Origin of the sequence: Chroococcidiopsis sp. CCALA 051 (genome assembly GCF_003015105.1) — a bacterium.
GTDB lineage: Bacteria > Cyanobacteriota > Cyanobacteriia > Cyanobacteriales > Chroococcidiopsidaceae > Chroococcidiopsis > Chroococcidiopsis thermalis.
Map to the genome: position 1 here is coordinate 13,886 of NZ_PYCI01000052.1, position 17,462 is coordinate 31,347.

At 44.6% G+C, this 17,462-nt stretch carries 27 protein-coding genes and 1 pseudogene; 26 read left to right on the plus strand and 2 right to left on the minus strand.

Annotation, left to right across the window (positions count from 1 at the left end):
* Positions 1 to 151: 151 nt before the first annotated feature.
* From C7Y66_RS14530 to C7Y66_RS33425, 20 genes and pseudogenes are all read left to right on the plus strand, one after another.
* Complete coding sequence (locus tag C7Y66_RS14530) at positions 152 to 475, plus strand: hypothetical protein (protein ID WP_199197435.1); 324 nt, start codon at positions 152 to 154, stop codon at positions 473 to 475.
* A 264-nt stretch (positions 476 to 739) separates the two neighbouring features.
* Positions 740 to 1,642, plus strand: a complete 903-nt coding sequence (locus C7Y66_RS14535) for an AraC family transcriptional regulator (RefSeq protein WP_106546135.1) — start codon at positions 740 to 742, stop codon at positions 1,640 to 1,642.
* Between the two features lie 192 nt (positions 1,643 to 1,834).
* Positions 1,835 to 2,371 carry a thioredoxin domain-containing protein gene (locus C7Y66_RS14540; protein WP_106546136.1) on the plus strand — a complete coding sequence of 179 codons (537 nt, stop codon included), beginning with the start codon at positions 1,835 to 1,837 and terminating at the stop codon, positions 2,369 to 2,371.
* 57 nt (positions 2,372 to 2,428) lie between these two features.
* Positions 2,429 to 3,223, plus strand: coding sequence for an SDR family NAD(P)-dependent oxidoreductase (locus C7Y66_RS14545; RefSeq protein ID WP_106546137.1), 795 nt, complete (start codon positions 2,429 to 2,431; stop codon positions 3,221 to 3,223).
* Positions 3,224 to 3,370: 147 nt separating this feature from the next.
* The gene (locus C7Y66_RS14550) at positions 3,371 to 4,144 is read left to right on the plus strand and encodes an enoyl-CoA hydratase/isomerase family protein (protein ID WP_106546138.1); all 774 of its coding nucleotides are present in this window, start codon (positions 3,371 to 3,373) and stop codon (positions 4,142 to 4,144) included.
* Positions 4,145 to 4,298: 154 nt separating this feature from the next.
* Entirely contained in the window at positions 4,299 to 5,084 is a 786-nt protein-coding gene (locus tag C7Y66_RS14555) for an enoyl-CoA hydratase/isomerase family protein (RefSeq protein ID WP_199197436.1), read from the plus strand.
* 8 nt (positions 5,085 to 5,092) lie between these two features.
* The gene (locus C7Y66_RS14560; RefSeq protein WP_158265930.1) at positions 5,093 to 5,479 is read left to right on the plus strand and encodes a nuclear transport factor 2 family protein; all 387 of its coding nucleotides are present in this window, start codon (positions 5,093 to 5,095) and stop codon (positions 5,477 to 5,479) included.
* 47 nt (positions 5,480 to 5,526) lie between these two features.
* Complete coding sequence (locus C7Y66_RS32960; protein WP_199197437.1) at positions 5,527 to 5,856, plus strand: S-adenosylmethionine:tRNA ribosyltransferase-isomerase; 330 nt, start codon at positions 5,527 to 5,529, stop codon at positions 5,854 to 5,856.
* Positions 5,846 to 6,235 (plus strand): S-adenosylmethionine:tRNA ribosyltransferase-isomerase, encoded by a 390-nt coding sequence (locus tag C7Y66_RS32965; protein ID WP_199197438.1) that lies wholly within the window; start codon positions 5,846 to 5,848, stop codon positions 6,233 to 6,235. The genes C7Y66_RS32960 and C7Y66_RS32965 overlap by 11 nt, the downstream gene beginning before the upstream one ends.
* Positions 6,236 to 6,874: 639 nt before the next feature.
* Positions 6,875 to 7,105, plus strand: a complete 231-nt coding sequence (locus tag C7Y66_RS14570; RefSeq protein ID WP_106546141.1) for a hypothetical protein — start codon at positions 6,875 to 6,877, stop codon at positions 7,103 to 7,105.
* 99 nt (positions 7,106 to 7,204) lie between these two features.
* Positions 7,205 to 7,618 (plus strand): hypothetical protein, encoded by a 414-nt coding sequence (locus C7Y66_RS14575; protein WP_146149795.1) that lies wholly within the window; start codon positions 7,205 to 7,207, stop codon positions 7,616 to 7,618.
* 80 nt (positions 7,619 to 7,698) lie between these two features.
* Positions 7,699 to 8,250, plus strand: a complete 552-nt coding sequence (locus C7Y66_RS14580) for a hypothetical protein (RefSeq protein ID WP_106546143.1) — start codon at positions 7,699 to 7,701, stop codon at positions 8,248 to 8,250.
* A 35-nt stretch (positions 8,251 to 8,285) separates the two neighbouring features.
* Complete coding sequence (locus C7Y66_RS14585) at positions 8,286 to 8,555, plus strand: hypothetical protein (RefSeq protein WP_106546144.1); 270 nt, start codon at positions 8,286 to 8,288, stop codon at positions 8,553 to 8,555.
* Positions 8,556 to 8,583: 28 nt separating this feature from the next.
* The gene (locus C7Y66_RS14590) at positions 8,584 to 8,847 is read left to right on the plus strand and encodes a hypothetical protein (protein WP_106546145.1); all 264 of its coding nucleotides are present in this window, start codon (positions 8,584 to 8,586) and stop codon (positions 8,845 to 8,847) included.
* Positions 8,847 to 9,069 (plus strand): annotated as a pseudogene (locus C7Y66_RS33420) (DUF4926 domain-containing protein). The gene C7Y66_RS14590 and the pseudogene C7Y66_RS33420 overlap by 1 nt, the downstream one beginning before the upstream one ends.
* 52 nt (positions 9,070 to 9,121) lie before the next feature.
* On the plus strand, positions 9,122 to 9,634 hold the full coding sequence (locus tag C7Y66_RS14600) for a hypothetical protein (RefSeq protein ID WP_106546146.1): 513 nt from the start codon (positions 9,122 to 9,124) through the stop codon (positions 9,632 to 9,634).
* Positions 9,635 to 9,644: 10 nt separating this feature from the next.
* Positions 9,645 to 9,935 (plus strand): hypothetical protein, encoded by a 291-nt coding sequence (locus C7Y66_RS14605; RefSeq protein WP_106546147.1) that lies wholly within the window; start codon positions 9,645 to 9,647, stop codon positions 9,933 to 9,935.
* Between the two features lie 157 nt (positions 9,936 to 10,092).
* Complete coding sequence (locus C7Y66_RS14610; RefSeq protein ID WP_106546148.1) at positions 10,093 to 12,336, plus strand: pentapeptide repeat-containing protein; 2,244 nt, start codon at positions 10,093 to 10,095, stop codon at positions 12,334 to 12,336.
* Between the two features lie 51 nt (positions 12,337 to 12,387).
* Positions 12,388 to 13,365: an endonuclease NucS domain-containing protein gene (locus tag C7Y66_RS14615; RefSeq protein ID WP_158265931.1), complete on the plus strand. Its 978-nt coding sequence runs from the start codon at positions 12,388 to 12,390 to the stop codon at positions 13,363 to 13,365.
* 72 nt (positions 13,366 to 13,437) lie between these two features.
* Complete coding sequence (locus C7Y66_RS33425; protein ID WP_199197440.1) at positions 13,438 to 13,608, plus strand: HNH endonuclease; 171 nt, start codon at positions 13,438 to 13,440, stop codon at positions 13,606 to 13,608.
* Between the two features lie 96 nt (positions 13,609 to 13,704).
* Here the strand turns inward: C7Y66_RS33425 and C7Y66_RS14625 are convergent, their stop codons facing one another.
* Complete coding sequence (locus C7Y66_RS14625) at positions 13,705 to 14,823, minus strand: ParB N-terminal domain-containing protein (protein WP_106546164.1); 1,119 nt, start codon at positions 14,821 to 14,823, stop codon at positions 13,705 to 13,707.
* A gap of 162 nt (positions 14,824 to 14,985) precedes the next feature.
* Here C7Y66_RS14625 and C7Y66_RS14630 point away from each other — a divergent pair, with 162 nt between their 5' ends.
* The 6 genes from C7Y66_RS14630 (at position 14,986) to C7Y66_RS14650 (ending at position 17,122) form a co-directional block, all read left to right on the plus strand.
* Positions 14,986 to 15,222 (plus strand): hypothetical protein, encoded by a 237-nt coding sequence (locus tag C7Y66_RS14630; RefSeq protein WP_106546150.1) that lies wholly within the window; start codon positions 14,986 to 14,988, stop codon positions 15,220 to 15,222.
* Positions 15,215 to 15,391, plus strand: a complete 177-nt coding sequence (locus C7Y66_RS31870; RefSeq protein WP_199197441.1) for a hypothetical protein — start codon at positions 15,215 to 15,217, stop codon at positions 15,389 to 15,391. The genes C7Y66_RS14630 and C7Y66_RS31870 overlap by 8 nt, the downstream gene beginning before the upstream one ends.
* A 100-nt stretch (positions 15,392 to 15,491) precedes the next feature.
* Positions 15,492 to 15,731 carry a DUF2281 domain-containing protein gene (locus tag C7Y66_RS14635; RefSeq protein WP_106546151.1) on the plus strand — a complete coding sequence of 80 codons (240 nt, stop codon included), beginning with the start codon at positions 15,492 to 15,494 and terminating at the stop codon, positions 15,729 to 15,731.
* The gene (locus C7Y66_RS14640; RefSeq protein WP_106546152.1) at positions 15,728 to 16,150 is read left to right on the plus strand and encodes a type II toxin-antitoxin system VapC family toxin; all 423 of its coding nucleotides are present in this window, start codon (positions 15,728 to 15,730) and stop codon (positions 16,148 to 16,150) included. The genes C7Y66_RS14635 and C7Y66_RS14640 overlap by 4 nt, the downstream gene beginning before the upstream one ends.
* A 272-nt stretch (positions 16,151 to 16,422) precedes the next feature.
* Complete coding sequence (locus C7Y66_RS14645) at positions 16,423 to 16,776, plus strand: DUF433 domain-containing protein (RefSeq protein WP_106546153.1); 354 nt, start codon at positions 16,423 to 16,425, stop codon at positions 16,774 to 16,776.
* A complete protein-coding gene (locus C7Y66_RS14650; protein WP_106546154.1) occupies positions 16,751 to 17,122 on the plus strand; it encodes a DUF5615 family PIN-like protein in 372 nt (123 codons plus the stop codon). The genes C7Y66_RS14645 and C7Y66_RS14650 overlap by 26 nt, the downstream gene beginning before the upstream one ends.
* A 107-nt stretch (positions 17,123 to 17,229) precedes the next feature.
* Here the strand turns inward: C7Y66_RS14650 and C7Y66_RS31115 are convergent, their stop codons facing one another.
* Positions 17,230 to 17,388 carry a hypothetical protein gene (locus C7Y66_RS31115; protein WP_158265932.1) on the minus strand — a complete coding sequence of 53 codons (159 nt, stop codon included), beginning with the start codon at positions 17,386 to 17,388 and terminating at the stop codon, positions 17,230 to 17,232.
* Positions 17,389 to 17,462: the final 74 nt, after the last annotated feature.

A 17,462-nucleotide genomic window follows, 5' to 3' on the forward strand; every position in this document is an offset into this window, starting at 1 on the left:
ATGTATTTCAAGTCAATCGGTTGCAGTATTAGATCCTGCCCTCCCTTTCCTCCCCGCCCATGAGTACATGGGCGAGGTATCCAGGGAGGAAGACTGATGAAATAGCCATCAAATAAGTTTTAACCGTACCCTAAAACGCAATTACCAATTTATGACCAAACGCCGCCGTGCCAAAGATCTCCTCACCTTAGAGGCAGTCATCCCAGCTATCGCGCAGTTGCGTCGTTCGGAGAAAGAGGAATTACTGATAATTCTACAAGCTATGCTGGAAGCTGAGGAGAACGAGCAGGCAACAGGCTCAAAGCCCGTTGAAACTCGTTTGCAGCATCGCGGTCCTAAAGGTGGTAGGGGGTATTACGAACGTAAAACGATTAATGGTTGCGGTCCCTACTTGTACTTGCGCTATTGGAGTGGTGGCAAACACCGTTCGGTATATTTGGGAAAAGTGCCACCAACCAACACGAACAATGTTTAATATTTAGGGTATAGCATTTTTTAGCAATCGGACAAAAACCAACGCACTTGCTTGTAATCCTTATTTACTAAGCATTTAATTACTATGTATAAAAGCCAAGAACTACCGAGGGGGCGCATAAGCGTGGTTGGGGGAGTACAGCCTTAGTGTTTCAACAAACCTCTGCCTTTGTCTAGATGGCAATCCTGTTGCACGCATTCAATCTTATTTTAGAAATGAACCTTCAGACCTAGAAATAAATCGAAATAAATTGAGGCAAGTGCTGTGACCGAAGCGAAATCTACAATCCCAGAACTTACTAGTGCCGTTGAGCTTTTCGAGGTTCTGCCTGAGCAACCAACGGTTTCGAGTCAGGCGTATAACTGGACGGGCATTGTTGCCCAACAGTACCATCATCGCCCAAACAGTTTAATTTCACCTCAGCTTCACCAACACTTAGTCACCTTAAACTTTGGTAGTCCTTACACGCTAATTCAACAGTTCGATGGGCGAACGCGGCAGGCACGAGTGGTTAAAGGCAACACGATCCTCACGCCAGCAGGTCGGGCAACCGAATGGCATTGGCAAAACAACGTGAATGTTCTACACCTGCGGCTGGAGCCGACCTTTGTCAATACCGTTGCAGATCGAGTGCTGGGAATCGACCCGAATCACGTCGAACTCGTCCATCACTTTAGCGTACCAGACCCGATGATCGAGCAGCTAGGGCGAGCGTTATTAATGGAACTATTATCCGAGCATCCGAGCGGACGGCTTTACGTTGACTCGCTCACCAACGTTTTGGTGGCGCATCTGCTCAAACATTATTCTGCCGCCCCGCATGTACAAGAACAGCCCACACTGGGATTGCCTCCGTATAAGCTGCAACAGGCAATTGATTACATTCAAAATCACCTAGAAACCGACATCACCCTGGCAGACATCGCAGTGCAAGTCGGCATGAGTCCCTATTATTTCGCACGCCAATTCAAGCAATCAACCGGAGTCGCACCGCATCAATATCACACTCAGCAGCGCATCGAGCGTGCTAAGGCGTTGCTGAGTCAGGGCGATGAATCCATTGCAGACATTGGCTTACGGTTAGGTTTCACGCATCAAAGCCACTTTACCACTCAGTTCCGTAAGCTAACGGGGACAACGCCAAGCGCGTTTCGTCGATCGCTTTGAGCATCAAATTCAAACTTATCAGCGTCAACCGTTGATAAGTTTGAATTTGATGACCAGCTGCCAAAGTTTTCGCAAGATTACAACAATTTTCGCAAATCGATGATAGAAGCTCGTGAACCCCTCGGATAGGCTTAGAAGTATGAGCAACGAAGAGACTTCTAGGCATTTAGGCAACTAGCGAGGTCAGGCAGTGTGCTATTGCTTCCCGTGCATCAGAACGATTATCAGCTTGGACCGATTGATGCAGCTGTGCAGTTGGTTGAATATGGTGATTTCGCTTGTCGGCACTGTCGAGCCGTTTATCCGGTCATCACCCAAATCAAACACTGGCTGGGTGTCCATCTCTGCTTTGTCTTTCGCCACTTTCCGGCTTCGGATAATCATTTGTGGGCGTGGCAAGCGGCAGAACTCGCAGAAGCAGCTGGAGCGCAAGGGCAGTTTTGGCAGATGCATCGCTATCTATTCGAGCAGCCGTCAGAGTTATGGCTTGATGTTTTGACAGTCACAAATCTAACTTCTTTAGGGCTTGACCCGCAGCAGTTGATACAGGACATCGTACAACACCGCTATCAACAGCAGGTGCAGGAAGACATCCTTAGTGGACTATGCAGCAATGTGCGTCAGACCCCAACATTCTTTATTAACGGAGTGCAATACCAGGGAGTGTGTCGGTTTGACGAATTGATGGAGACCATTGAGGCAGCAGGCTTCGAGCAGGAACAACGCTGATGGCAGCATTACACCCGTAGCAGGAAAGGATCGCTTATTCCAACTAGGAGGGTAGGGATGGATCTACAACTTGAAGGCAAGCGTGTTCTCGTAACTGGCAGCAGTACAGGAATTGGCGAGTGCATTGCTCAAGTACTGGCGCGAGAAGGTGCGCTTGTCGCCGTACACGGTCGAGAGCGAGAGCGAACGAATGGCGTTGCTGAGGGAATCGTTGCTAATGGGGGTAAAGCTTTTGCCGTCACTGGAGACCTTGCAACCGATGAAGGCGCACAACAGGTTGCTGACCTAGCGGTAGCAGCATTGAGTGACGTAGATATTCTGGTCAACAACGCGGGGATTTACGGCAATAGCGGGTGGATAGATACTACAGCAAAGGATTGGGCGCACATCTACAACGTCAACGTGATTTCAATGGTGCGCTTAATTCGTCATCTCGTGCCGAGGATGAAACAACTAGGCTGGGGGCGCATTATTCAAATTGCCAGTGGCGAGGCGATGCAACCTTTCCCACAGATGCCTGATTATGCAGCGACAAAAGCGGCGAACGTCAATATGACGGTGAGCCTTGCCAAAGAACTTGCCCATACTGGGATTACGGTCAACACTATCTCACCAGGAATCATCGTTAATGACAACATCAAGAAATTTTTCTTGGATGTTGCCAAGCAGAGAGGATGGGGAACAGATTGGGTAGATATTGAAAAATATGTGTTGTCAGAGTGGGTAGGCACTCTAACAGGTCATTTGGGGAAGGTGGAAGATGTTGCTAACTTAGTGGCATTTGTGGTGAGTCCTCTTGCAGATTACATCAATGCAGCCAACTTTCGCGTGGACGGTGGGAGCTTTCTATAGTCAAAGCTTAGAAGTTTGGATAGCATAACCGCTTTACACCGGATGAGCGACTGTAAGCCAATTTTTTAAACTGGCTATTGGTTACGCAACATCCGTGCGTTCAGGTCAACGAAATACCGATCGTCCTACTATGGAGGTTTAAAGAACATGACGAGTTTTCACGAATACAAGAATAAGTATGACAACTTGATGATGGAGCGCACCGACTCTGGCATTCTCACGGTCACAATGCACACGAATGGTGGTTCTCATATCCATACGGGCAAAGCTCATCGAGAATTTTCCGAAGCCTTTGGTGAGATTGCCCGCGATCGACTCAATGAAGTGGTGATCTTTACAGGTGCTGGCGATAGCTGGATCACCCACATTGACTTTTCCACTGTGGACGACATTACTAAACCTATTGGTTGGTATGCAATACTAACAGAAGCTCGCCAGTTGCTCTACAATTTTCTTGACATCAGCGTTCCTGTAATCTCAGCCGTCAACGGTCCGGCTCCAATTCACGGTGAGTATGCTTTAATGGCGGATATTATCTTGGCTGCTGAGGATGCCTATTTCCAAGACAACCAGCATCTATCAGTAGGTGGTGGGGTTGTGCCAGCAGACGGAGTGCAGATTCTTTATCCAGCTGCAATGGGTGACGTTCGGGGACATTACTTTCTCTTGACGATGCAAAAGCTTACAGCTCAAGAAGCGTTACAAATTGGCATGGTTAATGAGGTTCATCCACGCGGCAAACTGATTGCTAGAGCAACAGAGTTAGCGGAGCAACTTCTTCGCCTTGACCCGTTTACCCGTCGCTACACGCGCTTGATGTTTACTAGAAAACTCAAAAGGAAAGTGATTGACGAGCTTCCTTTTGACATGGGTTTAGAGGGACTTTCCATAGTTTCATCAGTTAAATCCCAAAATACATAAGGAACGAGAGAGCGGTAATTGAGCCGTACCTCGTAGATGAATACGCTTTATATGCCGATCTGCTGAGGGAAGGACGTGTGAGCATTGTTAGGGTCACGGCGAGAGCGAGTGAAGATTTAGTGCATTCGGTTGGAAGTAATTAAAGGAGAAGATCGTGAAGACTATCAGCCTAGATAATTACACAGACAAATATGAGTCACTCCGCATGGAGCGGCATGATGGCATTCTGGAGGTTGCTCTGCATACGAACGGTAACCCCATGATCTTTAGCAAGACCGTGCATGATGAGCTTGGCTTTGCCTTTGCCGATATTGCCGCCGATCGCGAAAATAAAGTTGTTGTCTTGACTGGTACAGGTGATAGATTTTGCACCGACTTTGACCCAGAGAGTTTTAAGAGTTTCAACGGCTTGGGAGATAACATTACCGCTAGTGGCTGGGATCGAACAATCTGGCGCGGTCGGCACAACATGCGTAATTTGCTAGACGTTCCTGTTCCCATGATTGGTGTAGTTAATGGTCCAGCGACTGTTCACTGCGAGTTACCACTGTTATGTGACATTGTATTGTCTTCAGACACTGCTGTATTTCAGGATGCTTCTCATTTCGGTAATGGCGTTGCTCCTGGTGACGGTATTCAAGTTGCGATGCTGTTACTAATGGGTTTGAATCGAGGACGTTACTTCTTCCTTACAGAACAAAATCTTTCTGCAACCGAGGCACTTGACTTGGGATTAGTCAATGAAGTGTTGCCACCGGAGCAGCTGATGCCAAGAGCGCGTGAAATCGCTGCTAGAATTGCGAAATTGCCACCACTAGCATTGCGATATGCCCGTACCCTTCTGACTATGCAACTTAGACAATTGATGGATGTAGGGGTTGGCTACGGACTTGCACTAGAGGGACTTTCAGCAATCGACCTACCTAATTATCAGGCATGAGGGTAGCAATGTTAACCAATATCGAAATCATTCGCAGCTGGTATGAAGCTCCAAATCGAGATAGTGTTGCCCCCAATGCTGAGTGGTTGATTACCGAAAGCTTTCCAGCTGGCGGACGATATGTTGGTCTACCAGCAATTTTTGAGAAATTTTTTCCTCAGTTGCATAGTTATTTTAGTGAATGGGAAAGCAAGGTCAGCGAAATGTTAGATGCTGGCAACTGTATTGTAGCATTGGGGCATTACAGTGGACGCGCAAAGCTCACTGGCACAGCATTTACCTGCCCGTTTGTTCACATCTGGAAATTGAGCAACGGTAAGATTGTGCAGTTTCGACAAAGTGCAGACACCCTCACGATCGCACAGGCACTCTCGGCAAACGCAACTACTCCTTGAGCGATCGTACAATTGACGACCTAGTAATAGTCCTCTTTAGCAATGAGATGCAAATTCAGTTCGGTCAAAATTTGAGTGCGGTTGTGGGCGATCGCGACTCACGTATCCCGCGTTTGTGGAAACTGCGGTTTTCGCACGCTGGCACTGAGCTGATCGATCGTCTCTACCGTTTAGGACAACCAATTCGCTACGACTATGTTTCGGAGCAGTGGGCGTTAGATGAGTACCAAACGGTGTATGCCAACGTACCTGGCTCGGCAGAAATGCCCTCTGCGGGTCGAGCATTTACCTGGCAACGGTTGTTCGAGCTGAAGCGACAGGGGATCGACACTGCTCACATCATCTTGCATACGGGCTTGTCCTCGTATGCAAGATGACGAGTTAGATGCACGACATCCGGCATCTGAAGAAGAGTATATCGTGAGTGAGTCAGCAGCCGAGAAAATCAATCAAGCTCATGCAAACGATCGACGGGTAATTGCAGTAGGAACAACCGTAGTACGTGCCTTGGAGTCTGTCGCTGATGCTAAGGGAAGAATTTCGCCCCAACACGGTTATACTCGATTGCACATCACGGCTCTTCATCAATTGAAAGCTGTAGACGGATTGTTAACGGGGCTGCACGAACCCGAAGCCAGTCATCTAGACTTGCTGACTGCCTTTTTGCCGCCACAAGCGATCGGGCAAGCTTACACCTCTGCGGTACAACACGGATATTTATGGCATGAATTTGGAGATCTGAACTTAATTCTTTAAAGATGAGTGTGGGTGCAGTTCGCGCCCACATTTTGAATCATATCCGGTTCAAGATGAGTGTAGGCGATCGCAGTTCTGTGCTTTTATAATCAGCTACTCAAGCAATATTGCTGCGTTGTTGTACATGAAATGCTGAAAAAGCACAACAGCTCGGAAGCTAGGAAAAGCGATCGCTTTTAGTTGTAGCTAAAAATAAGCGAAGCGTTGCGTTACAGCAGCAAGATTTCCCAATAAACTAAGCGATGTAAGATTTGTGGTTTGTCGATCAATAGAGACGGATGAGCATTTTTCTGAGCTAACCTCCCAGAGGTGTAACCAACGACAAATCAACTCAAGGTTGCTCAAAATGAGCTGCTCAAAATCTACTAATTAATCAATGGATAATTTATAGGTAGTATTTTGTTGAGGAGAACCGTAGTGGTAAATATGTAGCGATCGCTAGCTTAAGCCTGTAAGCAGTATTTTAATGATGAATAAAGTACCAAATAGCACCAATATGATTCTCTAGCTTTAAGCCTTGCAAGTTACTCTGCCGCCAGTTGAAAGCTGCTATGGCTGAAGTTTGCACTTAACTTAGTGCCATTCGCATAAGAACCAAGCTAACGCTTGAGGGGGAGAGAAGTATAGCAATCTCTCCCCATGCAACCAGAATTTATCGAAGGCTTCCACTACATCCAAGAAGACCGCGAACCAGCCGTGCGAGAACCCCGTCCTTTATGCGAGCGGCTTGCCGATCGGGATTTGTGGGAAGGCATAGACTGGCATTATTACAATATGGGTTTTCAACACGCAGATTTTGGTTTCCCCCCTCGGTCGGAAAATCCTTTCTATTGCAAAGGTTACGAAGAAGGCAAAAAGAAATACCTTTGAGGCGCGTCCGGTTGACCGCTCCGCTTGGGTTCGACTCCCAAGGCGCACTATAAGCTGGCAATTCTCTACACACAACGCCAGCAGTACAAGGAGACTCAAATGCAAGATTTATTGACTGTTCTGATCCAAACTGTCGCTATCGCCTCGATCGCAATCTTCGCCCTGGATCTATACGCCTGTCTGTTTGACTGCTGGGAACACGCTGCACTCACCCCCCAGCTGATGCCAATGTCCGAGCCAGAATTGACAGCTCCAAAGGGTGCAGTTCCCGCGCCGATTGCCACAACTCCAGTTGCAACGCTTCAACCCGTGATGGACACAAAATCAAGTAAAGCGAAGTCCAAGAAAGAGTGGGCGAGATCGCAAGTCGAAGCGGCTCCGGCTGTACTAGCTGAAATGACAGCTATGCGGCTACGAAAGCTTTGCACAGAACGCAATATCAAATGGCGGAACGCTCACGGTAAGGGTTTGCACCTGACCAAAAATGAAATGCTCGCTCGACTCACTGCTTGATGTCAAAGCCCAGATACAACACCTCCGTATCTGGGCAACACTACCGCGTATATATATACTGCTTTAGTTAGACGCAAACAATGAATAAATTCACTTTGGTAAACAGAGCAGATGCAACTGTTCAACGAGACATTGACGGTTGGAGCGACAAAATCAAAAGCTACGTGCGCGAGTTATTTGAGAATGACATTGAGCGACCGCTTGGTACAGAATTTGGCGACTGTATCGTGAAAGTTATTTATATCTCCGATCGGGCTGTTGCTGAACCAGAAATTTTTCGGGGAGTCAGGGATGAATTGGGTAGGCTACAAGCTGGAGCAATTGTGGAACCATATTTCGATTATTTGGACGTTGATGCACTGACGAATGCGCCTTGGAATGTCTTGAAAAACCAGCCCGAAACGCTAAAAGGTGCTGCTACATCCCTCATGGAAGAACTAATAAAGGAAAGCTTTGAATTAGGTTTTTCGGGTCGCATCAGGTTGTATCCACTCCAACGAGCCAAACAGTTCTATGCAGATATAGGTTTTGTAGAAAGTGATGAAGGAGATTGGGAGTTGACTGAGGACGCGGCTCTTAGGTTTCTGGAAGAACAAAGGCTATTTTGGGAAACGGGTCGGAGATCAAGGTAAGGTTAATTACATGGTGGAGAAACAGGGAAACAACTATGACTGATAAGTTAAGTGATGAGGAAATCATTAAAAAACAAGAAAGGTTGTATGAATTGGAGTCGAGCGCGATGGCTGGTCGGTTGGGAATGACAGAAGAAGAACAAAAGACGCGGATTAAGGAGTTTTTAGCTGGCGATCATCGGCAAAAGCGACGTGAAGCAGCGGCTGCCCGAAGGGAAGAATTAAGGCGAGAAATAGCCACTACAACTGACTCAGAGAAAAAGGCGAAGCTGGAGCTAAGGCTAGAGCTATTGACTGGTTATTAAGATTTGTTGAGTTGTACATTGCCTCATCATGACTGCTGAAGAAAAGGCAAGATTTAGAGAAAAGTTAGCCCAAGCTGAAGAAATGGGTTTCGATACTTTCGATCCAAACCTTGAACGCCATCGACAAAAGTGGCAGACTCGAAAAGATAAAGTCATAGCTCAAATAGCTGAGGCTAATAGTCCTGACTACAAAGAACTTCTTCAACAGAAGTTATTTGAGCTTGAACTTGCCTGGAAAAGGTCTGACGAGCATTTAGCTGCTCTTAGAGAAATGCATGGGATAAAGGACTGATGAAGTTACTCGATGTGGTTGCATTGTTAGAAGACAAACCGGAACTAGGATTGTATCGGGGACAGGTAGGAACGATTGTTGAGGAATACGAGCCTGGGGTGTTTGAGGTTGAGTAAGCGCGATATAAATGGTCGTGCCTACGCATTTGCAACACTACGAGCAGTGCAGTTGATGGTTCTACATCACCAACCTATTGATAAAGAAATATCATTTCAAAAGTAATTCAACTACCCTACCTAAGCAAAGCTATGGTCGGATATTTTAGAGATTTTTCATGAAAATACGAAATATTTCAGGAGCAGAGTTTAGTCAAATCGATGGCTCCCGACAGGTATTTGTAGACGAACACCCCCGTAGATTTGCCTCGCTCGATCTAGGCGAACGAGTTGGGGTTTACGGGCTGGGCTGGAATAGCCAACCGATCAATCCAGAAATAGTTGTATCAGCAGATGGGCAGACTGTTTGGGTAGGAGTCGATCAATACTTGGTAGCGATCGATCGTTCTACAGGGCAGAAGAGAGTTGCACTCAAACTTCGCTCCAATCTTCTCGAAATCATAGCAGCCCAGAAGTTCATTGCTGTCCGTGCCGAAACAGAAGTCTTGCTTTTCAATCCAGATTTCTCGATTTTAGTTGATGAAGATTTTCCCGATATTACGGAAGAAATATTGATAAATGATAATAAATTGGAGATCCGTTTTTTAGAGGGATATAGTTTGACATTAGACTTACAAACAGGCTGCATTAGCAACAGTAATGGCTCCCAAGCGGCGGTAAAAACAGTTTGAGGAAACGTAAATGACTGACGAAGAGATTGCCAAATGGCAAGAAGAACTATACGAGCTGGAGTGCAGTTGCACAACTGGTCCCGTCATGTCAGAAGAGGAGCAACTGCGGCGAATTCGAGAAATTGCCACAGGTGAGTTCCGGAAAAGGATGCGCTCGAAGCTTGAAGCTAGGATAAGAGAGCTGCCGCAAGAAATTGCTAACACTTCAGATCCTCAGAAAAAAGCTCGTTTGCAACTAGATCTAGAACTATTAACTGGCAAGAGAAAAGCTGGCAGCACGGATCGAGAAGCAACTAGTTAAGATTTGATGCGCTCGACAGAGACGATCGCCAACTCTTCATGCAACTCTTTATCGTCTCTAAACCCTATTTGTTATTCCTACTGTCAGCATGGAGAAGCCCCTATCTCAAACTACTAACTCTCGTGGATAGGGTGATCGCAAAAGTTAGCGCGAGAATATGTCGAACCTAGAGCGTGATTCCCTTGTCTCTAAAATTGAACAATTAGAACGGCAGCAACAAGTTCTAGCCAGATACATCGCTACAACGAAGCGCCAATTAGATGAGCTAGGCGAACAATTCAACAATCGACCCGATCTAGAACAACTAGCCGTGCTAGAGGATGCCTTAGCCCAGCTACGCCAGCAACTCCGCTATGAAGCTTCATCGTCAGTGCCAGTAGAAGTGGTTGACAGATCGATACAGGAGAATCGCGCTCAGCCAGAAAGTCAACAAAAACCCGATTCAATTATCCATCGGCGACGGCGACGGCGTTCTTCAAGTCTGGCGCGTCCCCAAGAGCAGATCCAGCAACAGCACACACAAGCGCCTTCGAGTGAATATCAGCTGGTGTTTGACAGAGCTGGTAGCCGAGCCGTACTGCTCGAAGCACTCTCGCAAGCCCAAGAGCGGCTAATTATTGTTTGCCCCTGGCTCAACCGCAACAGCATTGACAACGAATTAATACAGAAGTTTAGGGATTGCCTAAACCGCAATTGTCAGATCTTCATTGGTTGGGGGCATTTGAGCGATCGCAATCGGATAGGTATTGGCTGGCGGTACAATGCCCTTCCAGACCTGAGACAACTGGAGCGGGATTATCCTGGCTTTTTCAACCTCAAGCTGTTAGGAACCCACGAAAAGTTCTTGGTATGCGATTCTACCTTTGCCATGTTAGGTAGCCATAATATGCTGACCTCCAGCGTCCAGAGTACAGAACGGGAAGTGGGAATTCGCACTACAGATCCCTACATAGTCCAGGGCTTGATTGACCGCTTTGACGCTGCCCAAGTGCAGGATACACAGGTTATGGATGAGAGTATTACAGGAGGTTGGGTGGCTCTTGTAGATGTGGAAGCTTCACTAAACGTGCAGGATATAGGCGAGGAACCTGATGCTATTTTGGTGAATCCTGATGATAGGGAAACTGACAGAGATACTGATGCTTCAAATGAAGATAGTCAGGAACCACTAGTCACTCCTGAAGAATTTTTGAGGCGATATAACAATAAAGAACGGGATTTCACTGGAATTAACTTGAGTGGAGCTAATCTCAGTGGGGAAAATTCGGTTTATAGAGGTGTCAACTGGAGTAAAGCAATCCTAAGTCAAGCCAATCTGAATTGTGCTGACCTAAATCAGGCACAGTTAAATGGAGCAAATCTCAAGGGAGCAGATCTCAGTCAGGCAAACTTAACTAATGCAAAATTAGAAGAAGCAAACCTAGACAATGCAAACATTTCTCAGTCAAATCTCTACCAAGCCGATTTAAGAAAAGCAAAGCTAAGAAAGGCAAACTTAAGCAGAGCCAGATTGCATGGTACAAACCTGAGTGGAGCTAACCTGAGTGGAGCAAATCTCAGCAGGGCTAGCCTGTCGTCAGATATAAACCTGAGTGGAGCTAACCTCACTGCAACTAACTTGAGTGGGGCAGATTTAAGAGCAGCAAAGCTAATGAATATGGACTTAAGTCATGTCGATCTAAGTAAAGCCAACTTATTAGGGGCAAACCTTGAAGGAGCAAATCTTCAGAATGCCAAGCTGCAAGAAGCACTCTACAACACAAGAACTGTCTTCCCAAATGGTTTTGAACCAGCTTTAGCTGGTGCTTATTTGATTGCTCATAACGTCTCACTGCAAAATAAGAACCTAGCTGGTAGTAACCTAATAAGTGCAGAATTAAGTGGAGCTAACTTGAGTGGTATAAACCTAGTTGGAGCTAATCTAAATGGTGCAGCCTTGATTCAAGCAAATCTGAATGGAGCTAACTTGAGTCAGTCCAATTTGGATTATACAAACCTGACTGCGGCAAACTTAAGAAGTGTGAACCTAATGGAAGCTTCTTTGAAGGGAACAAATTTAGCTGCCGCAGATCTCAGTGGAAGTGATTTGAGGAAGGCAGTGTTTAGTGAAAAGACAAAACTCATCGGTGCTAACCTAAGTTCGGTAAATCTAACTGGGCAGGATCTTCAGAAAATAAACCTGAGTGGAGTTAACATGAGCCATGCTAGTCTCTGCGGAGCTTGGTTGTGTTTTTCCAATTTCAGTGAAGCTAACTTAACTTCAGCTGACCTGCGCGGGGCAGACTTAGGTGGTGCAAACCTAGAAAAAGCTAATTTAAAGGAAGCAAATCTCCGTGGAGCTGATTTAGATGGGGCAAACCTAAGCGGTACTATCATGCCGGATGGCACTGTTCACAGCTAGACGAACACCATGTTGAGAAAGTCGGGATTAGGATTTGAGTTCGAGAGTGAATTGGCTTTGGAAGAGTTTGTTTGGTCAAGGCTAAATGAGTTACTAGAACTTACGCCATTGAAACGACAATATTATGTCAATAATGAAATTTGTGATATCTTAGCTACTTCTAACGATCGACAATTAACAATCATTGAGTTAAAAAATAGTGAAGACAGATATATCGTTCACCAACTTACTCGCTACTACGATGGTATCCAATACGAAAAACCCTTTAGTCAGCAAATAAACTACAATCAAAAAATAAATTTGATTGCTATAGCCCCTTCTTTTCATAAGCATAATTTTATCGACCGTAAGTACAATACTCTATTTATTCAGTTTTTAAAATACTCAATAGTTATTAAAAACGAAACTTACTACTTGCAGTTAAAAGATATTGATAATTCTATTGTTAGGCAAATTATTATTCCATATAACTCTGTAGAAACTAGTCAAAAGAGGATTAACAGCCCATCTAGAGCATTCTTGAACCTACTGAGTGATTGCTCTAATGATAACAGAAATATAATTCTAAAGCTAAGAGAAAAAATTTTATCTTTTCATCCACGAGTGAGAGAAACAGTTAGTACAGGAATTGCTAGTTATGGAAACGGCAAAAGTAAGTCTTGTATTGAAATTGCTACTAAAAATGTACATAGCTTTCGCTTTGGTGGTAAACGAACTAGATTATTTCTGAAACTACCATTGCTACCACCAGATAAGAGAAAAGCTAATTTTTGGATGTGGGTAGAAACTGAAGACTGGATTAATGTTTCATCAATTAGACTTTCTTCTGTTGTCGATGGCTATGATTTTTTAGCTTATACATGGTTGATCCAAAATCCTAACAAGATTATGTATTTTAAAACTTACTATACGGTTGATTTTATCCAAAAAAGAACGAATGTAATAATACAAGAAAACTCTCATTTTGAAGTTTCTCCTGTAGAATATTTAGTAAATATTGCTCTAGAAAAGTGGATAGAAAAAATTTGAACACATAAATATTAACACTTACTGTACAGAACGTTTGCTTAATTCGTTTACTCCACCACCAGCTATGAATATATGGACAAATGGGGCAAGAAAGTTACCGATCGAGCTGGTACGGTTTACTTTCACCCGAACTATGTCACTCTAGACCACAAGACTAATAAAGCTCGTTATCCAGAGAAAATGTTTGATTATAGCAACTTGCAAATTATGTGTTGGCAGTGCAACAGCAATAAAGGCGACTGACAATACTTTTGAACTGCAACATACTTGCGAGTACTTGGATGCTTTAGCTTTGGAGGCGTTGACTCGCTATCAGTTGCTTTGAAAGCATATTAACAATCAATCCTGCACAATTCCATGACGCTTCTCGATGTGAGCTAGGTATTCTAGCTCAGTCGGCGTAAACACTACAGGTCGCTCCAGCAGATTCAGGATCTCCACCTCAAACGGGTCTAGACTACACGAACGCAACTTGGAGAGGCGATCGCATATTTCCTTTAACTGTGGTTCCTCTTCCAATGGCAAAGGCTGAACCTGCTGATGTTTGAGAATATGGTTGTGCATCATCATCCTATCTATATTCCTCACCCAAACTTCAACAGTGCTTTCCCCAACAGCAGCAATCCGCCCCCTATATCCATGAATCCTTTTGTTATCAAGCGAATCGATCTCTACCAGTCCACCTTCATGTAAATGCAACTGCGGGGCAGTAGCAGGTTTCAAATGCTTGAGATTAATTAACTCTCGTTCTCCTGTGTTAAATTCCACAATGGCAGAGTCAGGGTTAGGTAGCTCCCAGATTGTACCAGACTGACTGGGGAAGAGGGGATGAGCGATGGTAACAATTACGCGATCGCCACTTTGTAGCTTCTCTGGTTGTGTAAGAGTCGTCTTACCAATGTTAGCAGTGTTCATCTTGGCAACAGCGCCATGTTTGGTCTTGTAAATCCGAGTAGATTTCTCACTGCGGAAATCCGTAGTGAGAGAGGAGCGGATATTCCGCACCGTCTTTTCATTAACTCGGCAAGCCGCAGCAATCTTATAGTTACTCCACTCCTGCCACTCCTGGTCGCAAAGTAAAGTCATAACTGCACGGCGCTTATCTTCGCGACTGCGGGGCAAAGCGGGTTTATGGTCAGCATTAGCCCCGACGGAGTACAGAACTGCATCTCGACGAGATCCCTGATAAATGACACAGGCGATCGCCAATGCACCTTGATTGCTGTGAGCCGAAAAGCGGTGAAATCCATCAGCCAGCCAATAATCTGTACCATCGTAAAATACGGTGACAGGTTCTAGTTCTTTGCCATCCTCCATTTGCTCTTCCAGCAGCTTAACGTGCTTCAAGTCGATAGCAGCTCTAGGCTGGGTTCCACCATCGCGGCGGATTTCGTCAAGTACCAAGTACGAGATAGGTAGCGACTCTGGAGCGCGTGAATCATCTTCTGTCTGAGCCATCGCATCAACAGGGGGTTTCCTTTCCCCTTTAATCAAGTGCTGTCCAATCTGCAATTAATTGCTATTGGTAGTTTTATTATAGCATGTAATACTTGCTATAATAGTATAATCTAACCTCGTATGACAAAATAAAGATGAAGCATCTTCAGACTCACACAGAGAATGGCAGGAAAAGGACAGCCCAAAGGATTTGTAGGTAATCCGATTGGGAAGAATCAATATGTAGACAAGGCTGGTACGGGGGAGCGTACCAAGACGCTCAGCGTCCGCGTCACCTTAGATATGGACAAAGCAATTAGAGATAGCATCAAGGCTAAGGGAATAACTCTGACTCAATGGGTGGAGGATGCCTTTGAGAGGAAGCTCAAAGATCTTGAGGAGGAGTCCGAGGATGATTGACTACAATCTCAGCCTGTCGCAGTTTGTGGAGGTAAATGATAAGGTTACACGCCGCCCAATACAGGATATTTTGGCGGATTTGGCTGTGGCACGGCAGGAAAGGGAATGGGCAGATAAGGATTTGGCTCTCGGTATTGGCAAGATTGAATCTACAATACAATCGAATTAGTTGAATAAAAGATTGTGCAACAAGTCATTAGTGTCGAGTAAAGAATGTAGAAAGTGAAGCGAATTGTTTCGCTTGCAGCATAAAAATTTATGGAGGTGCAATGAGTATTAAGGAAGTAATTATAGAAAAACTAGAAAAACTACCGCTAGACAAACAGCAGGAAGTTTTGGAGTTCATCAAGGTTTTACAAAGTAATGTACCACAGCCAAACATCAATAAAGATGAGCAGAAGTCAGTTTCATTTTTGGTTGCAGCTCAAGAGTTTGCTGGGTGTGTTGATGGTGGTCCTGGAGATCTTGCTACCAATAAAAAACATCTTGAGGGATTAGGTACAGAATGAGGCAGAGGGTCATAGTTGATACGGGTCCTTTAGTAGCTTTTATTAATCGTCGGGAGCAGCTTCATAAGTGGGTGAATGCAGAGTTAGCTACCATTAATCAACCTTTACTAACTTGTGAAGCAGTAATTACAGAGGCTTGTTTTCTCTTACGAAATGTTTACGGAGGTGAAGAGGCATTGATTTCTTTACTAGAAACTGGAAAGATTCAGATCCCCTTTCATTTAGATGAAGAAACTGCTGCTGTTAAAGAACTGCTCGTCCGGTATCAATCTGTACCTATGTCTTTGGCTGATGCTTGTTTAGTACGAATAGCAGAATTATCTGCTGAAAGTGCCGTATTCACTCTTGATAGTGATTTTAGAATCTACCGAAAGAATAAAAATCAATTGCTTGCTATCATCATGCCTGACGATCTATGAATGGCTTATGGTTCGTTGCTATATAAGATTTTGGCAATTGTTGGATTTGAAAGGGAGAGGTAAGGATGAGTGAGATAGACTTACCCCTTCATTGGAGAGTGATAGCTTTTACTCATTGTTTAAGGAAGAATAAAGCACTAAAACATCCATCTATTTCTCAATCTCACTATCAAGCAATATCAATCCTAGACGAACTCTTCCGAGCAATGTTGGAAGAGTTACTGACTGGAAGACTAACAAACTAGCCCTTAATTGCACAGGAGAATTAAATTATGCAACTAGAAGATTACTTCAATTTTCTCGCCCCTAATGACATTAGGCTGAAAGGCTCTCGCATTGGTATTGAAACTGTTTTGTACGAGTATATTTATCGCGCTCGTACACCAGAAGAAATCTCCCAAACCTACCCAACTATTACCTTAGAACAAGTCTACGCCACAATTCTCTATTACCTACATGAAAAAGAAAAAATTAGTCAATACATGGCAGACTGGTTAGAGTGGGGGCGAAAAATGCGAGAAGAACAACGACGTAATCCGCCGCCAGTTGTTCAAAGATTGATGAAAATCAAAGCCACCAAAGAAGCACTCAAAACAGCCTGTGACACTTCAATATCTGATGGATGAAAATGTTGACCCAGTTTATACTAAACAATTGCGGCGACAGTCCCCCGATCTAGTTGTCTGGGCAGTAGGAGAACCTAACACACCCCCTAAAAGCACGTTAGATCCAGAGATTCTGCTGTGGTGCGAGGCAAATAACTTTATTCTCGTTACCAATAATCGTACCTCCATGCCCGTACATTTAGCAGAACATATCGCGCAAAATTGCCACGTCCCAGGTATTTTTATCCTCAATCCTGACATGAGTATCGGCGAAACAATTAATGAGTTAATTCTGATTGCCGAATGCGCCTTTGAGGATGAATATCAAGATCAAATCGTTTATCTCCCTATCCCTCAAATCAGTTAATTTTAACCCCTAGCTTCCAGGCACGCAGGATGCGCCTCGCGCATCCATAAAAGCATCTACCCCAACTAGCATTGTCCTAATCTGATAGGTTAACGTGCTGCCATTTTCTAAAATTCTACCCATTCCTTGATAGATTCAAGTTGCTTCTTAGCAGTACGCTTAATTTCTTCTACAGCTTGCCTACGCTCCTCTTTTCGCTGTTCTTCATAAGGATCGTATAAATCGTCAATATCCACTAATCCTTCAGCTAGCAAGTCAACAATCATCTCTGTATCTCTTACGGAAGCTTTTACAACATAAGAGTTATTTGAGTTAGATGAATTAAAGTTAGTCATATCTT